The sequence below is a fragment of the Streptomyces sp. NPDC030245 genome, assembly GCF_055572995.1.
Map to the genome: position 1 here is coordinate 342,312 of NZ_JBVICF010000003.1, position 14,691 is coordinate 357,002.

Here is a 14,691-nt window from a genome sequence, read left to right on the forward strand (position 1 = left end):
ACCTCCTGCAAGACGGATGAGTCGGTTGCTGCGAGTGAGGCGTGCAACGGGCGCGGGGACGGGGGTGGACCATGAGCGTCCACACCCGTCCCCGCGCCGGCAGAGCCCGCCGGATCACCGGATCACCGGATCAGCTGAGCAGCTCCACCTCCGCCAGCGTCGCGGAGCCGTCCGGTACCAGCCGGTAGTGGTCGTACGTGCCCGGACGGGCGACCGTGAAGACCCGGGTCTGCTGGTCCCAGGCGAAGGACTCACCGGACCGCTTGTCCAGCCGCTGCCAGGTCCTGCCGTCCTTCGAACCCTCAAGGACCCAGCCCCGCGGCGCCTTCGATCGGTCCGCGGACGACGTCAGCGTGTACTGGACCGCCTTCGTCCCCTTGGCCGCCGGCAGCTCCACCACCGAACCCGTCGTGGCCTCCGTGGCCGACGTGTCGTCGAAGAGCGCGCCCTCGCCCTTGAGTGCGTCCTTCCGCGGCGACGGAACCTTGTCGTCCCGCGTGATCGAGGTGGGCTGCGCGTTCTTGCCGCTGCCCCACGCCGACGGCTTCGGACCCATGTCGAACTCCAGGACCCCGCCGCGCGCGACGACCGCGTGGGGGAGCGCCGTCGACCTCCACGCCTTGCCGTTGACCTTGAGCCCCTGCACGTACACGTTCTTCGTGCTGTTCCTCGGCGCCTTCACGACGAGGTCGCGGCCGTTGTCCAGGTGCACGGTCATCTTCGTGAACTGCGGTGAGCCGATGGCGTACTCACCGCTGCCCATGACCAGCGGATAGAAGCCGAGCGACGAGAAGAGGTACCAGGCCGACTGCTCGCCGTTGTCCTCGTCGCCGTGGTAACCCTGCCCTATCTCACTGCCGGTGTAGAGGCGGCGCAGGACCTCGCGGACCTTGTCCTGCGTCTTCCAGGGCTGCCCGGCCGCGTCGTACATGTACGCGGCGTGGTGGGCGACCTGGTTGGAGTGGCCGTACATGCCCATGCGTACGTCGCGTGCCTCGGTCATCTCGTGGATGACGCCTCCGTAGGAGCCCGCGAACTCGGCGGAGCCGGTCTCCGGAGTGGCGAAGTACGTGTCGAGCTTCTTGCCGAGCCCCTTGCGGCCGCCGTACAGGTTCGCCAGGCCGCGCGAGTCCTGCGGGGCGGTGAAGGCGTACCCCCAGGCGTTGGTCTCCGTGTAGTCGTGGCCCCACACGCGCGGGTCGAACTTCTCCGAAGGCACCCGCCAGACGCCCTTCGCGTCCTTGCCCTGGAAGAAGCCGGGCGGCGTGCCCGCCCCGGCCGCCTTGTCGTCGAAGAGGTGCACGTAGTCGCGGGCGCGGTTGAGGAAGTACTCGGACTCGTCCTTGTAGCGCTTGTCGCCCGTCTTCTTGTAGAGGGCGGCTCCCATGCGGGAGATGCCGTAGTCGTTGAGGTAACCCTCAAGCGCCCACGACAGGCCCTCGTGGGTCTCGCTGGGCGTGTAGCCGAGGAACGGCGACGTCTTCATGCCCTTGCGGCCGACACCCGAACTCGGCGGGACCACCGTCGCGTTCTTCAGCGCGGCCTCGTACGCGGCCTCGGCGTCGAACTTCACGCCCTTCACGTACGCGTCGGCGAACGCGACGTCCGACGACGTGCCCGTCATCAGGTCCGCGTAGCCGGGCGAGGACCAGCGCGACGTCCAGCCGCCGTCCTTGTACTGCTGCACGAAGCCGTCGACCAGTTCACCCGCCTTCTTCGGGGTGAGCAGGGAGTAGGCGGGCCACGTCGTGCGGTAGGTGTCCCAGAAGCCGTTGTTGACGTACGGCTTGCCCTCGACGATCTTCGCGCCCGTGTGGGTCGGGGTGTCGGGGCCGGTCTGCGGCGAGAAGGGGGAGGCGTACTTGTACGTCGCCTTGCCGCCCGCCGACCTCACCTTCTCGAAGCCGGAGTTGGGGTAGAGGTACAGGCGGTACAGACTGGAGTACAGGCTCGTGCGCTGGCCCTCGCTCGCGCCCTCCACCTCCACCTTGCCGAGGATGTCGTCCCACTGCTTCTGGGCCCGGTCCTTGACGCGGCCGAAGGAGGTGCCGGCCGGGATCTCCTGGGCGAGGTTGTCCTTCGCCTGGTCCAGGCTGATGAGGGACGTCGCCAGCCGCAGGTTCACCGTGCGGTCCTTGCCGGCCCTGAAGCGCAGATAGCCCGTGACGTCGCCGCCACCGCCACCCTCCAGCTTGCCGCCCGCGGTGACGGGGGAGTCGAAGACGCCGTACACGAAGAGCCGCGTCGCGCCCGTGGACAGGCCGGACTTTACGTCGGAGAAGCCGGAGACGATCCCCTTCTCCTTGTCGAGGGTGAGGCCGCCCTTCTCCGAGACGTTGTCGAAGATGACGCTCGCGTCGTCACCGGGATAGGTGAACCGCATCATCGCCGCGTGGTCGGTCGGCGCCATCTCGGCCTTCAGGCCGTTCTCGAACGTCACGCCGTAGTAGTGCGGGCGCGCCGTCTCCTTCTCGTGCTTGAAGGGCAGCGCCCGCTTGGTGCGGGACGCGCTCGGGGTGTCCTTGTCGACGGACGGCATCATCTGGAACGTCTGCCGGTCACCCATCCACGGGCTCGGCTCGTGGCTCGCGCTGAACGCCTGGATCGTCGGCAGGTTGTCGTCGTTGTTGCCGCGCGCGTAGTCGTAGAGCCAGCTCAGGGAGCCCGCGTTGGTCACCGGCGTCCAGAAGTTGAAGCCGTGCGGGACCGCGGTGGCCGGGAAGGTGTTGCCGCGCGAGAAGCCGCCGCTGGAGTTGGTGCCGCGCGTCGTGTCCGCGTAGTCGGAGAGGTGCGCCTTCGGCTTCGCCGGGGCCTTCTCCGTCAAGGACACGTCATCGAGCCAGCCGCGGAACTTGGCGGGCCCCTTCGGGGCGTCGTACGCCAGCAGGATCCGGTCGACCGTCTTGCCGCGCGCGACCTGCCCGATGCGCGCCTCGACGTTGTTCCACTGGTTCACGTAGAGCACCTTGGACGCGCCCTGCCCCTGCGGGGTCAGCGGGAAGCCGTGCTGGTCGACGGCGCGCAGGTCGCTGAGGTAGGTGCCGTCGGTGAAGGCGAGGTCCACGGAGACGTTGGTCGCCTGGTAGTCGAGGTCGCCCTCGGCCATCGAGGGGAAGACGCGGTAGCCCAGCTCGGTGTCCCTGCGCACCTCGACGTTGACGTCGAAGACCTTGTTGTACGAGTAGCCGCGCCCGTCCACCTTGTGGCTGCCCGCGTACCGCAGCGCCTGCTTGCCCGTGAACCCCGCGCGTGACTTGGCGGTGGGGGAGCCGCTCGGCCCGCGGTCCACCAGGCTCAGCATGTCCTCGGGCGCGGGCGCCTCGCCGCCGCCCACGGACAGGTGCAGGTCGGCGAGTTGCAGGATGTCGCTCGCGCCGTTGTTCGCGGTGACGTCGAGCCGGTAGTGCGTGTACGCCTCGGTGTTCTCGAAGTCGTACTTCTTCGTCTTGTGCCGGCCCTCGAAGGTCTCGCCCTTGCGCTCGTCGAGGACCTTCCACTCCTTGCCGTCCGTCGAACCCTTCAGGGTCCAGTCCTTCGGGTCGCGCGGGGCGTGGTCGTTGGCGGAGGTGAGCGCGTACGTCACGACCTTGGCGGGCCGGTCCAGCTCGAACTCGGCCCAGCCGTCCTTGGCGAACGTCAGCCACTTGCTGGTCGCCTCACCGTCGACGAGGTTCGCGGCGACCTCGCCGGAGCCGGTGTTCTCGCCGCTCGCGCGGACCTCGGTGACGTGGTCGTTCACGCTCCCGGGGAGGCCGGAGCTGAACTCTCCGTTGACGCCGGACGCCTTCTTCCTGCCGTCGGGACCCGTCTCGACGGTGCTCAGCCAGTCCGGCAGGGCCTCGCCCGCCTCGAAGGACGAGGCGAACTCCCGCTCCGCGCGGGGCGGCCGCTCGGGCTTGGCGACGGCACCGCCCTGAGCGGCCACGACGACCGCCAGCGCGAGCGCCGGCGCGCCGATGACGACGGCCGGACGGTGGTGTCTGTAGCGGGATCTGCGTGCGGTGTTGCGTGCCGAGTGCGGCATCCCCGAGCCCCTCCTTGCGAGTTGGACAACGTTGTCACGGTCGCTGCGCAAGCTCTAGTAGGGCGGCAAGTGACGAGTGGTGTCAAGGCTGCTGACGGGGCGTACGATCGCCCGCCACTCGGGTGACCCGAGGGAAAGTCCATGGAAACCGGCGCGAAAGTCCACGGGTTCCGGGGGTGATGTGCGAGAGGTTTCGGGCGGGGATCGTCGCCGGTCCCGACCGGGGATCGCCGCAGGTCTCAACTCGGACAAGGCTGCCGGGCAAAGTCGTATTCGATCTTGCCCACCCGGCGGCGAGTGGACTATACCTGTCGCGTCCGACGTCAACTGCCCCGGCCGGTGGGAGAACCCGGCGCACGACCCCAGCTTCACACCACCGCGGTGCCGGGGAGGGTCCGGTTCACCGCCTGAGTCCTGGAGAAGGCGAGGACTTGAGCATGGGATCCACCAGCGTCAACCGTCGTGATGTCATGAAGAGGGCGGCGGCCGCCGGTCTGCTCGCGGTGCCCGCCGTGGGGGCGCTGAGCTCCTGCGCCAGCGGCGGCGGCGGGGAGAACAAGGCCGAGAAGGGCGAGAAGAGCAAGAAGAACCCGCTCGGCGTGAAGGCGGACGCCGGGCTCACCGTCTACATCTTCAACGGCGGGTACGGCGACAAGTACGCCCAGTACGTCACGGACATGTACGCCAAGAAGTACCCGAAGTCCGACCCCGAGCAGAAGCCCACCGAGAAGATCGCCACCCAGGTCCAGCCGAAGATCGTCCGCGGCAAGCCCACAGCGGACGTCGTCAACAACTCCGGCGCCGACCAGATGAACCCCGGCAAGCTGGTGCACAACAAGCAGGTCGCCGACCTCAGCGAGGTGCTGGACGCGCCCTCCTGGGACGACCCGAACGTCACCGTGCGCGAGACCCTCGTACCGGTCGTGGAGCAGATGGGCCGCTTCGGCGGCCGCGAGTGCTACCAGCTCAACATCGCGCTCACCGTGTACGGCAACTGGTACTCGAAGAAGCTCCTGGAGGACGGGCTCGACTCCTCGTATCCCAAGACCTGGGACGAGATGCTCGCCGTCTGCAAGAAGGCCAAGGCCAAGGGCATCCACGGCTGGAGCTACCCGGGCGGCCACCCGCGCTACATGTTCTTCAGCATGTACGCCATGTTCGCCCAGCGCGGCGGCCGCGAGGTCACCACCGCCATGGACTACCTGGAGCCGGGCGCCTGGAAGCACGACGCGGTCAAGGACGTCTTCGAGGCCTGGGAGGAGCTGGTCGCCAAGAAGTACGTGCTGACCGGGTTCGACGGCACCGAGGCGCACACCGAGATGCAGACCGCCTGGACGAAGGAGGGCAAGTGCCTCTTCGTGCCCAACGGTTCCTGGGTGGAGAACGAGGCGAAGGACACCACGCCGAAGGACTTCGCGATGACGGTGGGCGCCACCCCGTCGCTGGACTCCGGCGACAAGCTGCCCTTCGGCACGCTCTACGCCCCCGCCGGTGAGCCCTTCATCGTGCCCGCCAAGGCCAAGAACCGGCAGGGCGGCCTGGAGTGGCTGCGGATGATGTACAGCAAGGAGGCCGCGCTCAACCTCTTCAAGGAGATCGGGTCGATGCCGGTCGTCAAGGGCGCCATCGACGGCCAGAAGCTGCCCTCGGGCACGGCGAGCGCGCAGGCCGCGATCAAGGCCGCCGGCGAGAACATCGTCATCCCCCAGTTCATGGACTGGTACAACGAACTGTTCCGCGAGGACTTCAACAACATGATCCACAAGTTCATGCAGGGCCAGATCGGGGCCAAGCAGGCGATGGACACCATGGAGAAGGCCGCCGAGCGGATCCTGAAGGACCCCGACATCACCAAGGTCAAGAAGGCCTGAGCGGCGTGAAGACCGACACCCGGGTGGAGAGCCCGCCACCCCCGGAACCCGCGCGGAAGAAGGGGGCGGGGCCCACGGCTCCGCCCCGTCCGGCACATCGCCTGCTGCTCGGCGTCTCGATGCTGCTGCCGCCCCGCTTCACCCCCCGCCGCGTCCGCTACGACCGGCGCTACCGCACGCTCGACAAGTACCGCTTCATCGTGGGCTTCCTCGCCGTGCCGCTGGCGTTCTACGCGCTCTTCGTCATCTCGCCGTTCCTCCAGGCGATCTACTACTCGTTCACCGACTGGTCCGGCGGCCCGGTCGCGAACTTCATCGGGTTCGACAACTACGAGAAGATGTGGAACGACGACCGCTTCTGGGACTCGCTCCAGGTCAGCGCCCTGCTGCTGGTCATCGCCCCGGTCGTCACGCTCGTGCTCGGCATGTTCTTCGCCTTCATGATCACCTCGGGTGGCCGGCACCGCAGGGGACAGGCCATCGCGGGCGTCGCGGGCTCCTCGGTCTACAAGGTCGTCTACTTCTTCCCGCAGGTCCTCTCCGTCGCCATCATCGCCGTGGTCTGGGGCCGCGTCTTCAACACCAACAGCGGCCTGATCAACGGCGGCCTCGACAAGCTCGGCATCGACGGGCCCGCCTGGCTCGGCGGCGACCAGGGGCTCGCCCTCATCGCGCTGCTCACCGTGATCAGCTGGAGCTTCGTCGGCTTCTACGTCGTGCTGTTCTCCGCGGCGATGGGCGCCGTCCCCAAGGAGATCTACGAGGCGGCGCTGCTCGACGGCGCGGGCCGCGCCCGCACCTTCTTCAACGTCACGCTCCCGCTGATCTGGGACACCGTGCGCACCGGCTGGATCTACATGGGCATCCAGGCACTCGACACGTTCGCCATCTGCCTGGTCATGGTGCCGCCGCACGTCCTGAAGGTGACCCCGGTCTTCCTCTACGAACGGTTCCGGGACGGCCAGTACGGCTACGCCACCTCCATCGGCGTGGTCCTTCTCGTCCTGAGCATGGCGTTCTCCCTGATCGTCATGCGGGTCGGGAACCGCGACCGGATCGAATACTGAGACCGCGGGAGCCACTGCATCATGACCACCACGACCACCACCGCGCCCCGCCCCGCCACCACCGACGCGCCCGGCCGCGAGAAGGAGACGGGCACCACCCTCAACGTCTTCTCGCACGCCTTCCTCGTCCTGTGGGTGATCCTCGCCGCCGGGCCCCTGATCTGGGTCGCCCTCACCGCGTTCCGCCCCTCGGCCGAGATCCTCAGCGATCCGATGGGCTGGCCCGCCTCCTTCCACTGGGAGAACTTCACCAACGCGTGGAACAAGGCCAACATCGGCCAGTACACCGTCAACTCACTGATCATCCTGGCCGGTTCGCTGACCGGCACCATGCTGCTCGGCTCGATGGCGGCCTACGTCATCGCCCGCTTCACCTTCCCCGGCAACCGCGTCGTCTTCATGCTGTTCGCGGGCGGCATGATGTTCCCCGTCATCCTGGCGCTCGTCCCGCTCTTCGCGGTCATGGAGAACTTCGGCCTCCTCGACACCCGGCCGGGGCTGATGATCGCGTACATCGCGTACTCACTGCCCTTCACCACCTTCTTCCTCACCTCCTTCTTCCGCACGCTGCCGACCGGCGTGCAGGAGGCGGCGATGGTCGACGGAGCCTCGCACACCCGCACCTTCTTCCAGATCATGCTGCCGATGGCCAAGCCCGGCCTCGTCAGCATCGGCATCTTCAACTTCCTCGGCCAGTGGAACCAGTACCTGCTGCCGCTGCTGCTCAACAACGAGGACGAGAAGAGCTACGTGCTGCCGCAGGGGCTCGCCTCGCTCGCCGTCTCGCAGGGCTACCGGGGCGACTGGGGAGCGCTCTTCGCGGGCCTCACCATCGCCATGCTCCCGGTGCTCGTGGTCTACACCGTCTTCCAGCGACAGGTACAGGCCGGTCTGACGGCGGGAGCCCTCAAGTGACCAGGTGAGGCAGGTGATTTCAGCTTGGCCACGAAAGTGGTCTAGGCCTGTCGAGGCGAATCGGGCCGTGAGTAGTGTCTGCGCCACGGCGCCGCGGGGGGCGACTGGAAGCGCTCAAGTCGACACCGATGTCGAAGGGTTGAAAACAGCATGAGGAACCGAATAGTCGCCACCGGCGCGGCAACACTCGCCATGGCGCTGGGACTCACCGCCTGCGGCGGCGACAGCGACAGCGGCGACAGCAAGACGATCAAGCTTGTCGCCGCCGACTACGGCGACAAGGCCTCCAACGCCTCCAAGGTCTACTGGGCCGAGGTCAAGAAGGAGTTCGAGGCGGCCAACAAGGGCTACAAGGTCGACGTCCAGGTCATCAACTGGAACGAGATCGACAAGTCCGTCAAGAACATGATCCAGGCGGGCAACGAGCCCGACCTGCTCCAGACCGGCGGCTACGCCGACAAGGTCGCCGACGACCTGCTCTACAAGGCCGACGAGGTGCTGTCCGCCAAGACGCGCGACAACCTCATCCCCTCCTTCGCCAAGGCCGGCGAGGTCGACGGCACGCAGTACGGCATCCCGTGGGTCTCCTCCGCCCGCGTCATGTTCTACAACAAGTCCGTCTTCAAGAAGGCCGGCATCAAGTCCCCGCCGAAGACGTGGGCCGAGCTCGCCGACGCCGCGAAGAAGATCAAGGCCAAGAAGGCCGCCGAGACCCCCTACGCCCTGCCGCTCGGCCCCGAGGAGACCCAGGGCGAGACGATGATGTGGGAGCTCGGCAACGGCGGCGGATACACCGACGCGGACGGCAAGTACACGATCGACAGCCCGCAGAACATCGAGACCTTCGAGTGGCTGAAGACCAACCTGGTCAAGCCCGGCCTCACCTACGCCAACCCCGCCTCCACCGACCGCAAGACGGCCTTCGCGGACTTCGCGGCCGGCAAGGTCGGCATGCTCAACGGCCACCCGAGCCTCATCCAGATGGCCAAGGAGGGCAAGGTCGACTACGGCGTCACGCCCATCCCCGGCAAGGAGGGCCCGCTGGAGTCCACCCTCGGCGTGGCCGACTGGATGATGGCGTTCAAGGACGGCGGCGCGGAGAAGGAGGGCGTGAAGAAGTTCCTGGACTTCACGTACTCCAAGAAGATGCTGGCGTTCGACGAGATGTACAACCTGATGCCCGTCACCCAGGACGCGCTCAAGGAGATGCAGACCAACGGCAAGCACAAGGACCTGGAGCCGTTCTTCGAGGTCCTGCCGAACGCCAAGTTCTACCCCCTCGGCGACACCTCCTGGGACCTCGTCTCCGCGGAGATGAAGAAGACCGGCGGCAAGGCCGTCTCCGACGACCCGAAGCAGGTCCTCGGCGACCTCCAGAAGAAGGCGGAGTCGGCGGCGGCCGACGCCAAGTAGCGGCCGACGCCGAACGAAGGAGTTTCCGTGTCGCTGAAGGCCCCTCCGTCCCCGGCCGGGTCCGGCCGGGGACGGGGCGGGCGCGCACCCAGGCCGGTGAGCCGCCGCAGCGGCCTGGCCCGGCTCGGCCCGCTGCCCTGGATAGCGCCCGTCATCCTGCTGATCCTCGCCGTGGTCGTCTGGCCCGTCGTCGAGCTGATCCGCACCTCGTTCCTCAACATCTCCATCTCCGGCAAGGTGCGCGGCAGCGCCGGGACCGACAAGTTCAAGAAGCTCTTCGAGGAGAGCGACTTCGGCGCCGTCCTCACCTGGACCGTGATCTGGACGATCGTCGTCGTCACCGCGACGATGCTGCTCTCGCTCGCCCTCGCCCAGCTGTTCAACCAGAAGTTCCCCGGCCGCCGCATCACCCGCTGGGCGCTCATCGCCCCCTGGGCGGCATCCGTCCTGATGACCGCCATCGGCTTCAAGTGGATGCTCAACCAGACCGCGGGCGTGCTCAACACCCTGATGCTCGACCTCGGCCTCATCGACAGCTCCAAGGACTGGCTCGGCAAGCCGGAGACCGCCTGGCCGTGGATGATGGCCGTCGCCGTCTTCGTGTCGCTGCCCTTCACCACGTACACGCTCCTGGCGGGTCTCCAGACCATCCCGCAGGACGTCTACGAGGCGTCGCGCATCGACGGCGCGGGCACCTGGCAGACGTACCGCCACATCACCCTGCCGATGCTGCGGCCCGCCTTCCTCGTCGGTGTCGTCATCAACCTCATCAACGTCTTCAACTCCTTCCCGATCATCTGGGCCATGACCCAGGGCGGCCCGGGCTACGACACCTCCACGTCGATGGTGTTCATGTACAAGCTGAAGGAGACCGACATCGGTGAGTCCGCGGCCATGTCGGTCGTCAACTTCCTGATGGTCGTGGTGCTCGTGCTGATCTTCCTGAAGGTCAGCCGGTGGAACGAGGAGGACTGATGGCCACCGCGACGGCGACCCGCCCCGCGCCCCGGAAGGACGACGCGCCGAAGCCGGCGAAGCGCGCCTTCCGGCCCCGCACCCTGGTCATCACGGCCTGCGCGTGGCTCATCGCCGCGATCTTCCTCGCGCCGTACCTGGAGATGATCGTCACCGCGCTCCGCCCCAAGGAGGAGCTCCGCGACCGCACCTACCTGCCCCAGAACCTGGAGTGGGCCAACTTCGTCGACGTGTGGAAGGAGTCCGAGCTCGGCCAGAACCTCCAGGTGACGCTGCTCGTCGCCGGCGGCGCCACCCTGCTGGTCCTGCTCGTCTCGCTGCCCGCCGCCTACTACACGGCACGCATGCGCTACCGCGGCCGCAAGCTCTTCCTGCTCCTCGTCCTCGTCACCCAGATGTTCCAGCCCACGGCGCTCCTGGTCGGCCTCTACCGCCAGTTCCACCAGCTGGACATGCTCAACTCGGTGTGGACGCTGATCCTCACCAACGCGGCGTTCAACCTCGCGTTCGCGGTGTGGATCCTGACGGCCTACATCAGCTCGATCCCGCCGGAGCTGGAGGAGGCCGCCATGGTGGACGGCACCAGCCGCTTCGGCGCCATGATCAAGGTGACCCTGCCGCTCGCCCTGCCCGGCGTCGTCACGGCCGTGATCTTCACCTTCATCACGTCCTGGAACGAGTTCGTGATGGGCCTCACCCTCACCACCGAACCGGACAAACAGCCGCTGACGGTCGGCATCAACAACTTCATCGGCAACTACACGGTGCAGTGGAACTACCTCTTCGCCGCGTCCGTCGTGGCGATCGTGCCGGTCATCGTGTTGTTCGCGTTCATCGAGAGGCATGTGGTGTCGGGCCTCACGGCGGGATCCGTCAAGTAGCGGACGGATACGCGGAACGGCCGTCCGGAGGCATCCGGGCGGCCGTTCTTCGGCTGCGGGCGCGCGTCAGGCGAGCGGCTCGGCGTCGAGTCGTACGACCTGGGCGGGACCGGCACGGAACGCGGGGCTCGCCGCGTCGGCCTCGACCATGTGCGGGGTGGCGTCGTGCGCGTCGAGCGCCTCCTGCGACGCCCACCGCTCGATGAGGACGAACCGGTCGGGCTCGCCGCTCACCTGGTGCAGGTCGTACTGGAGGCAGCCGTCCTCGGCCCGGACGAGCGGCGCGAGGCGCTCGAAGGCGGCGATCTGCTCCTTGCCGCGGCCCGGCTGGGTGGTGATGTGGATGACGAGCTGGATCGGCTGGGACATGGGGGAGACTCCTCTGGTGCTGTGCTGTGCTGTGCTGTTGGTGTCGGTGCGGCGTCAACGGGGCGCCGTGGGTGGCTACTTGTAGATGCGCAGCACCCGGCCCACCCGCCGCACCTGGTCAAGACCCCGCAGCTCGTCCAGCGCCGCGTGCAGCGCGTGCTCGGGCGCGGGGAACGTGAGGAACACGATGCGGGCCCGCGACTCCGAACCGTGCTGGTCCACCGTGCGGATCGACACGCCGTGCCGCGCGAACACCCCCGTCACCTCGGACAGGACGCCCGGCGCCTCATCGACGTCCGCGCGGACGTAGTACGAGTGCACCAGCTCCCGCGTCGGCCGCATGACCGCGGGCGGGCCGACCGGGACGCGCCGGTGCGTGCCGCGCACCAGCTGGTCCGCCGCGCCCGCCACGTCACCGAGGATCGCCGACGCGGACGGGCGGGGGCCCGCCCCGTGCCCGTAGAACATGAGCTCTCCGGCGGCGGAGGTGGTGAGGAACACCGCGTTGTAGCTGTCACGGACGCTGGCCAGCGGGTGCTCGCGCCCGATCAGGGCGGGGAAGACCTGGGCGCCCACCGCCCCGCCCCCGGGGAAGCGCTCCGCCACGGCGAGGAGCTTGATGTCGAACCCGAACCGGTCGGCCAGCTCGAAGTCCTCCCGCTCCAGACCGGCGATGCCCTCCCTGCTGACGTCGTCCGCCACCACCGACCGGTTGAAGGCCAGCGAGGCGAGGATGGCGATCTTGGACGCCGCGTCGGCGCCCTCGACGTCGGCGGTCGCGTCGGGCTCCGCGTACCCCAGCTCCTGCGCCTGCGCCAGCGCCTCGCCGAAGTCGAGGCCGTCGGCGGTCATGCGGGTCAGCATGTAGTTGGTGGTGCCGTTGACGATGCCGACGACCCGTGTGACGTCCTCCGCCTGCAAGGACTCCCGCAGGGGGCGCAGGATGGGCACCGCGGCCACTGCGGCGGCCTCGAAGAAGAGGTCGACGCCCGCCCGGTCGGCCGCGGCGAACAGGGCGGGGCCCGCGCTCGCGATGAGCTCCTTGTTGGCGGTCACGACGGGTTTTCCGGCGTCCAGTGCCGCCATGACCAGCTCGGCCGCGGCCGACGTGCCGCCGATCAGCTCGACCACGAGGTCGACGTCGTCGGCCTTGACCACGTCGTGGGCGTCGCCGGTGAACAGTTCCGCGTCCAGCGCGGGCGGCCGCGGCTTGGCCGGGTCGCGCACCGCTATCCGTACGAGCTCCAGGGACAGGCCCGTGACGGACTCGATCGCCGCCCGCCGCTCGACCAGCAGCCCGGCGAAGTCCGCCCCCACCGTGCCGCAGCCGAGGAGCCCGACCCTGACCCGGTGCGTCATGCCGGCACCCCCCGGGCGGGGTCGTGGTGCGGCTGGTGGGTCCCGAAGCGGCGCCGGTGGTAGACCAGCGGCGCCCTGCCCGCCGCGGCCTCCGCGGCGTCGACGCGGCCGAGGACGATGACGTGGTCGCCGCCGTCCGCGAAGTCGGCCACGGTCGAGGCGATCCACGCCGAGGAGCGGGAGAGGCGGGGCAGGCCGTGCTCGACGCTCCAGGACGCCCCGCGGAACTTGTCGGCGCCGCCCTTGGACGCGAACGCCAGCGCCAGGTCGTCCTGGTCGGCGCCGAGCACATTGAGCCCGAAGCGCCCCGACTCACGGATCACCTCAAGGGTCCGCGACCGCCTGTCCAGGCTGATGAGGACCATCGGCGGGGAGACCGACAGGGAGGAGAAGGCGCTGACGGTCGCACCGCACGGCGCGCCGTTGTGGGCCAGGGCCGTCACGATCGACACGGGCGTGGCCACGCAGGCCATGACGTCCTTGAACGTCTCCTGAAGTGTGGGCGGGACGGTCTGAGTGGTGTTCATCGCAGGTGCCTGTTCCGGTCGGGGAGTTCGTCGGCGAACCACGTGTCGAGGAGCTTCGGGTACGCGTCGGACGCGAACACGTCGGCCAGCGCGGCGTCGACGGCGCGGACGAACTCCTGGTCGTCCTTGCGCATCATGAACCCGTAGGACTCCTCGCCGAGCCGCACGTCGAGCAGGCCGATGTCGTCCCGGACCCGGTCGCCGCGCAGCAGGGTCCGCAGGATCACCTCGTCGGCCACCATCGCGTCGATGAGCGGGTCGTCGAGGAAGGCGTCCAGGGCCGCCCCGATGGACGGCACACCGGTGAAGGTGTAGGCGAAGCCCGGATCCGGTGCGTTCTCCAGCGCTGCCTGGCTCGTCGAGCCCCGGATGCCGATCACGCGCAGCGGGCCCGATCCCGGCGCGCCGGGTTTCACGGCGATCCGGTGCGAGGTGCGGAAGATCGGCCGGCTGAACGCGCAGCGCCGCAGCCGCTCCTCCGTGATGGTCGTCGACCCGCACTCGATGTCGATGCGGCCCTCGGTGAGGAGCCCTTCCCGCGTGGTGGACGTGACCTCGACGGCTTCGACGGCCGGGGCGGCCCGCGTACCGTCGAAGACCTTCGCGAAGACGAGGCGGGCCAGGTCCACGGAGTAGCCGACGGGTTCGAACGCCGGGCCCGGCGCGTGCGTGAAGGAGAACGGTGGAGTGTGCCGCTGGAACCCGACGCGGAGGGTCCCGCGGTCGCGTGCGCTAGTCGACAACGCCGGCCGCCTCGGGGCGGGGGCCGAGGGGGCGCAGGCCCGCGCGGTACCGCGCGGCCAGCTCCCGGTACTCGGCGGCCGTCTCGTCGAGCACGGCCACGTCGCTGTCGCTCAGCGTCATCAGGACGGTCGCGGGGTTGCCCGCGATGAGGCTCCTGGGCGGTCGGGCGGGTCCGGCGCTGAGCACCACACCCGCGGAGATCCGTGAACTCGCCCCGACCGAGACGCCGTTCAGCAGGACCGCACCGATCCCGACGACCGTTCCTGCGCCGACCGAGCAGCCGTGCAGCACCGCGCTGTGGGCGATGGTCACGTCGGGCCCGACGGTCAGCGGCTGCCCGGGGTCCGAGTGCAGCATCGCGTGGTCCTGGACGTTCGACCCGCGGCCGATCCGCACGCTGCCCTTGTCGCCGCGCACGGTCACGCCGGGCCAGAGGCTGACGCCCTCCTCGATCTCGACGTCCCCGATCACCACGACGTCGTCGAAGGCGTAGACGCTGGGGTGGATGCGTGGCTCGATGCCCTCGAAGCTGTACGTCTTCACGGC

Annotated in this window: 12 protein-coding genes; 6 read left to right on the forward strand and 6 right to left on the reverse strand. The window is 68.7% G+C overall.

All coding sequences use genetic code 11. The features are described from left to right. Positions 1–130: 130 nt before the first annotated feature. Positions 131–4,024, reverse strand: coding sequence for a GH92 family glycosyl hydrolase (locus tag ACZ4Z4_RS10075; RefSeq protein WP_468324825.1), 3,894 nt, complete (start codon positions 4,022–4,024; stop codon positions 131–133). A 437-nt stretch (positions 4,025–4,461) separates the two neighbouring features. Between ACZ4Z4_RS10075 and ngcE the strand changes: the two genes are divergently transcribed. The 6 genes from ngcE (at position 4,462) to ACZ4Z4_RS10105 (ending at position 11,146) form a co-directional block, all read left to right on the forward strand. Continuing rightward, the gene (ngcE, locus tag ACZ4Z4_RS10080; RefSeq protein WP_468324827.1) at positions 4,462–5,895 is read left to right on the forward strand and encodes an N-acetylglucosamine/diacetylchitobiose ABC transporter substrate-binding protein; all 1,434 of its coding nucleotides are present in this window, start codon (positions 4,462–4,464) and stop codon (positions 5,893–5,895) included. 119 nt (positions 5,896–6,014) lie between these two features. After that, positions 6,015–6,962 (forward strand): carbohydrate ABC transporter permease, encoded by a 948-nt coding sequence (locus ACZ4Z4_RS10085; RefSeq protein WP_468325752.1) that lies wholly within the window; start codon positions 6,015–6,017, stop codon positions 6,960–6,962. A gap of 21 nt (positions 6,963–6,983) precedes the next feature. Continuing rightward, the gene (locus tag ACZ4Z4_RS10090) at positions 6,984–7,877 is read left to right on the forward strand and encodes a carbohydrate ABC transporter permease (protein WP_468324830.1); all 894 of its coding nucleotides are present in this window, start codon (positions 6,984–6,986) and stop codon (positions 7,875–7,877) included. Between the two features lie 150 nt (positions 7,878–8,027). Next, positions 8,028–9,290 carry an extracellular solute-binding protein gene (locus ACZ4Z4_RS10095; protein ID WP_468324833.1) on the forward strand — a complete coding sequence of 421 codons (1,263 nt, stop codon included), beginning with the start codon at positions 8,028–8,030 and terminating at the stop codon, positions 9,288–9,290. 27 nt (positions 9,291–9,317) lie between these two features. Continuing rightward, positions 9,318–10,265: a carbohydrate ABC transporter permease gene (locus ACZ4Z4_RS10100; RefSeq protein WP_468306361.1), complete on the forward strand. Its 948-nt coding sequence runs from the start codon at positions 9,318–9,320 to the stop codon at positions 10,263–10,265. Continuing rightward, positions 10,265–11,146, forward strand: coding sequence for a carbohydrate ABC transporter permease (locus ACZ4Z4_RS10105; protein WP_468324835.1), 882 nt, complete (start codon positions 10,265–10,267; stop codon positions 11,144–11,146). The genes ACZ4Z4_RS10100 and ACZ4Z4_RS10105 overlap by 1 nt, the downstream gene beginning before the upstream one ends. A gap of 66 nt (positions 11,147–11,212) precedes the next feature. On the opposite strand, the gene ACZ4Z4_RS10110 is transcribed toward ACZ4Z4_RS10105, so the two are convergent. The 5 genes from ACZ4Z4_RS10110 to ACZ4Z4_RS10130 all read right to left on the reverse strand — a co-directional run bounded on the left by ACZ4Z4_RS10110 (position 11,213) and on the right by ACZ4Z4_RS10130 (position 14,688). Beyond that, the gene (locus tag ACZ4Z4_RS10110) at positions 11,213–11,515 is read right to left on the reverse strand and encodes a putative quinol monooxygenase (protein WP_362991708.1); all 303 of its coding nucleotides are present in this window, start codon (positions 11,513–11,515) and stop codon (positions 11,213–11,215) included. Positions 11,516–11,590: 75 nt separating this feature from the next. Beyond that, on the reverse strand, positions 11,591–12,874 hold the full coding sequence (locus tag ACZ4Z4_RS10115; RefSeq protein WP_468324837.1) for a homoserine dehydrogenase: 1,284 nt from the start codon (positions 12,872–12,874) through the stop codon (positions 11,591–11,593). Continuing rightward, positions 12,871–13,401 (reverse strand): flavin reductase family protein, encoded by a 531-nt coding sequence (locus ACZ4Z4_RS10120; protein WP_468324840.1) that lies wholly within the window; start codon positions 13,399–13,401, stop codon positions 12,871–12,873. The genes ACZ4Z4_RS10115 and ACZ4Z4_RS10120 overlap by 4 nt, the downstream gene beginning before the upstream one ends. Beyond that, positions 13,398–14,144 (reverse strand): transporter substrate-binding domain-containing protein, encoded by a 747-nt coding sequence (locus ACZ4Z4_RS10125; RefSeq protein WP_468324843.1) that lies wholly within the window; start codon positions 14,142–14,144, stop codon positions 13,398–13,400. Before ACZ4Z4_RS10125 ends, ACZ4Z4_RS10120 begins: the two co-directional genes overlap by 4 nt. Then, entirely contained in the window at positions 14,134–14,688 is a 555-nt protein-coding gene (locus ACZ4Z4_RS10130; RefSeq protein ID WP_468324845.1) for a gamma carbonic anhydrase family protein, read from the reverse strand. The genes ACZ4Z4_RS10125 and ACZ4Z4_RS10130 overlap by 11 nt, the downstream gene beginning before the upstream one ends. Positions 14,689–14,691: the final 3 nt, after the last annotated feature.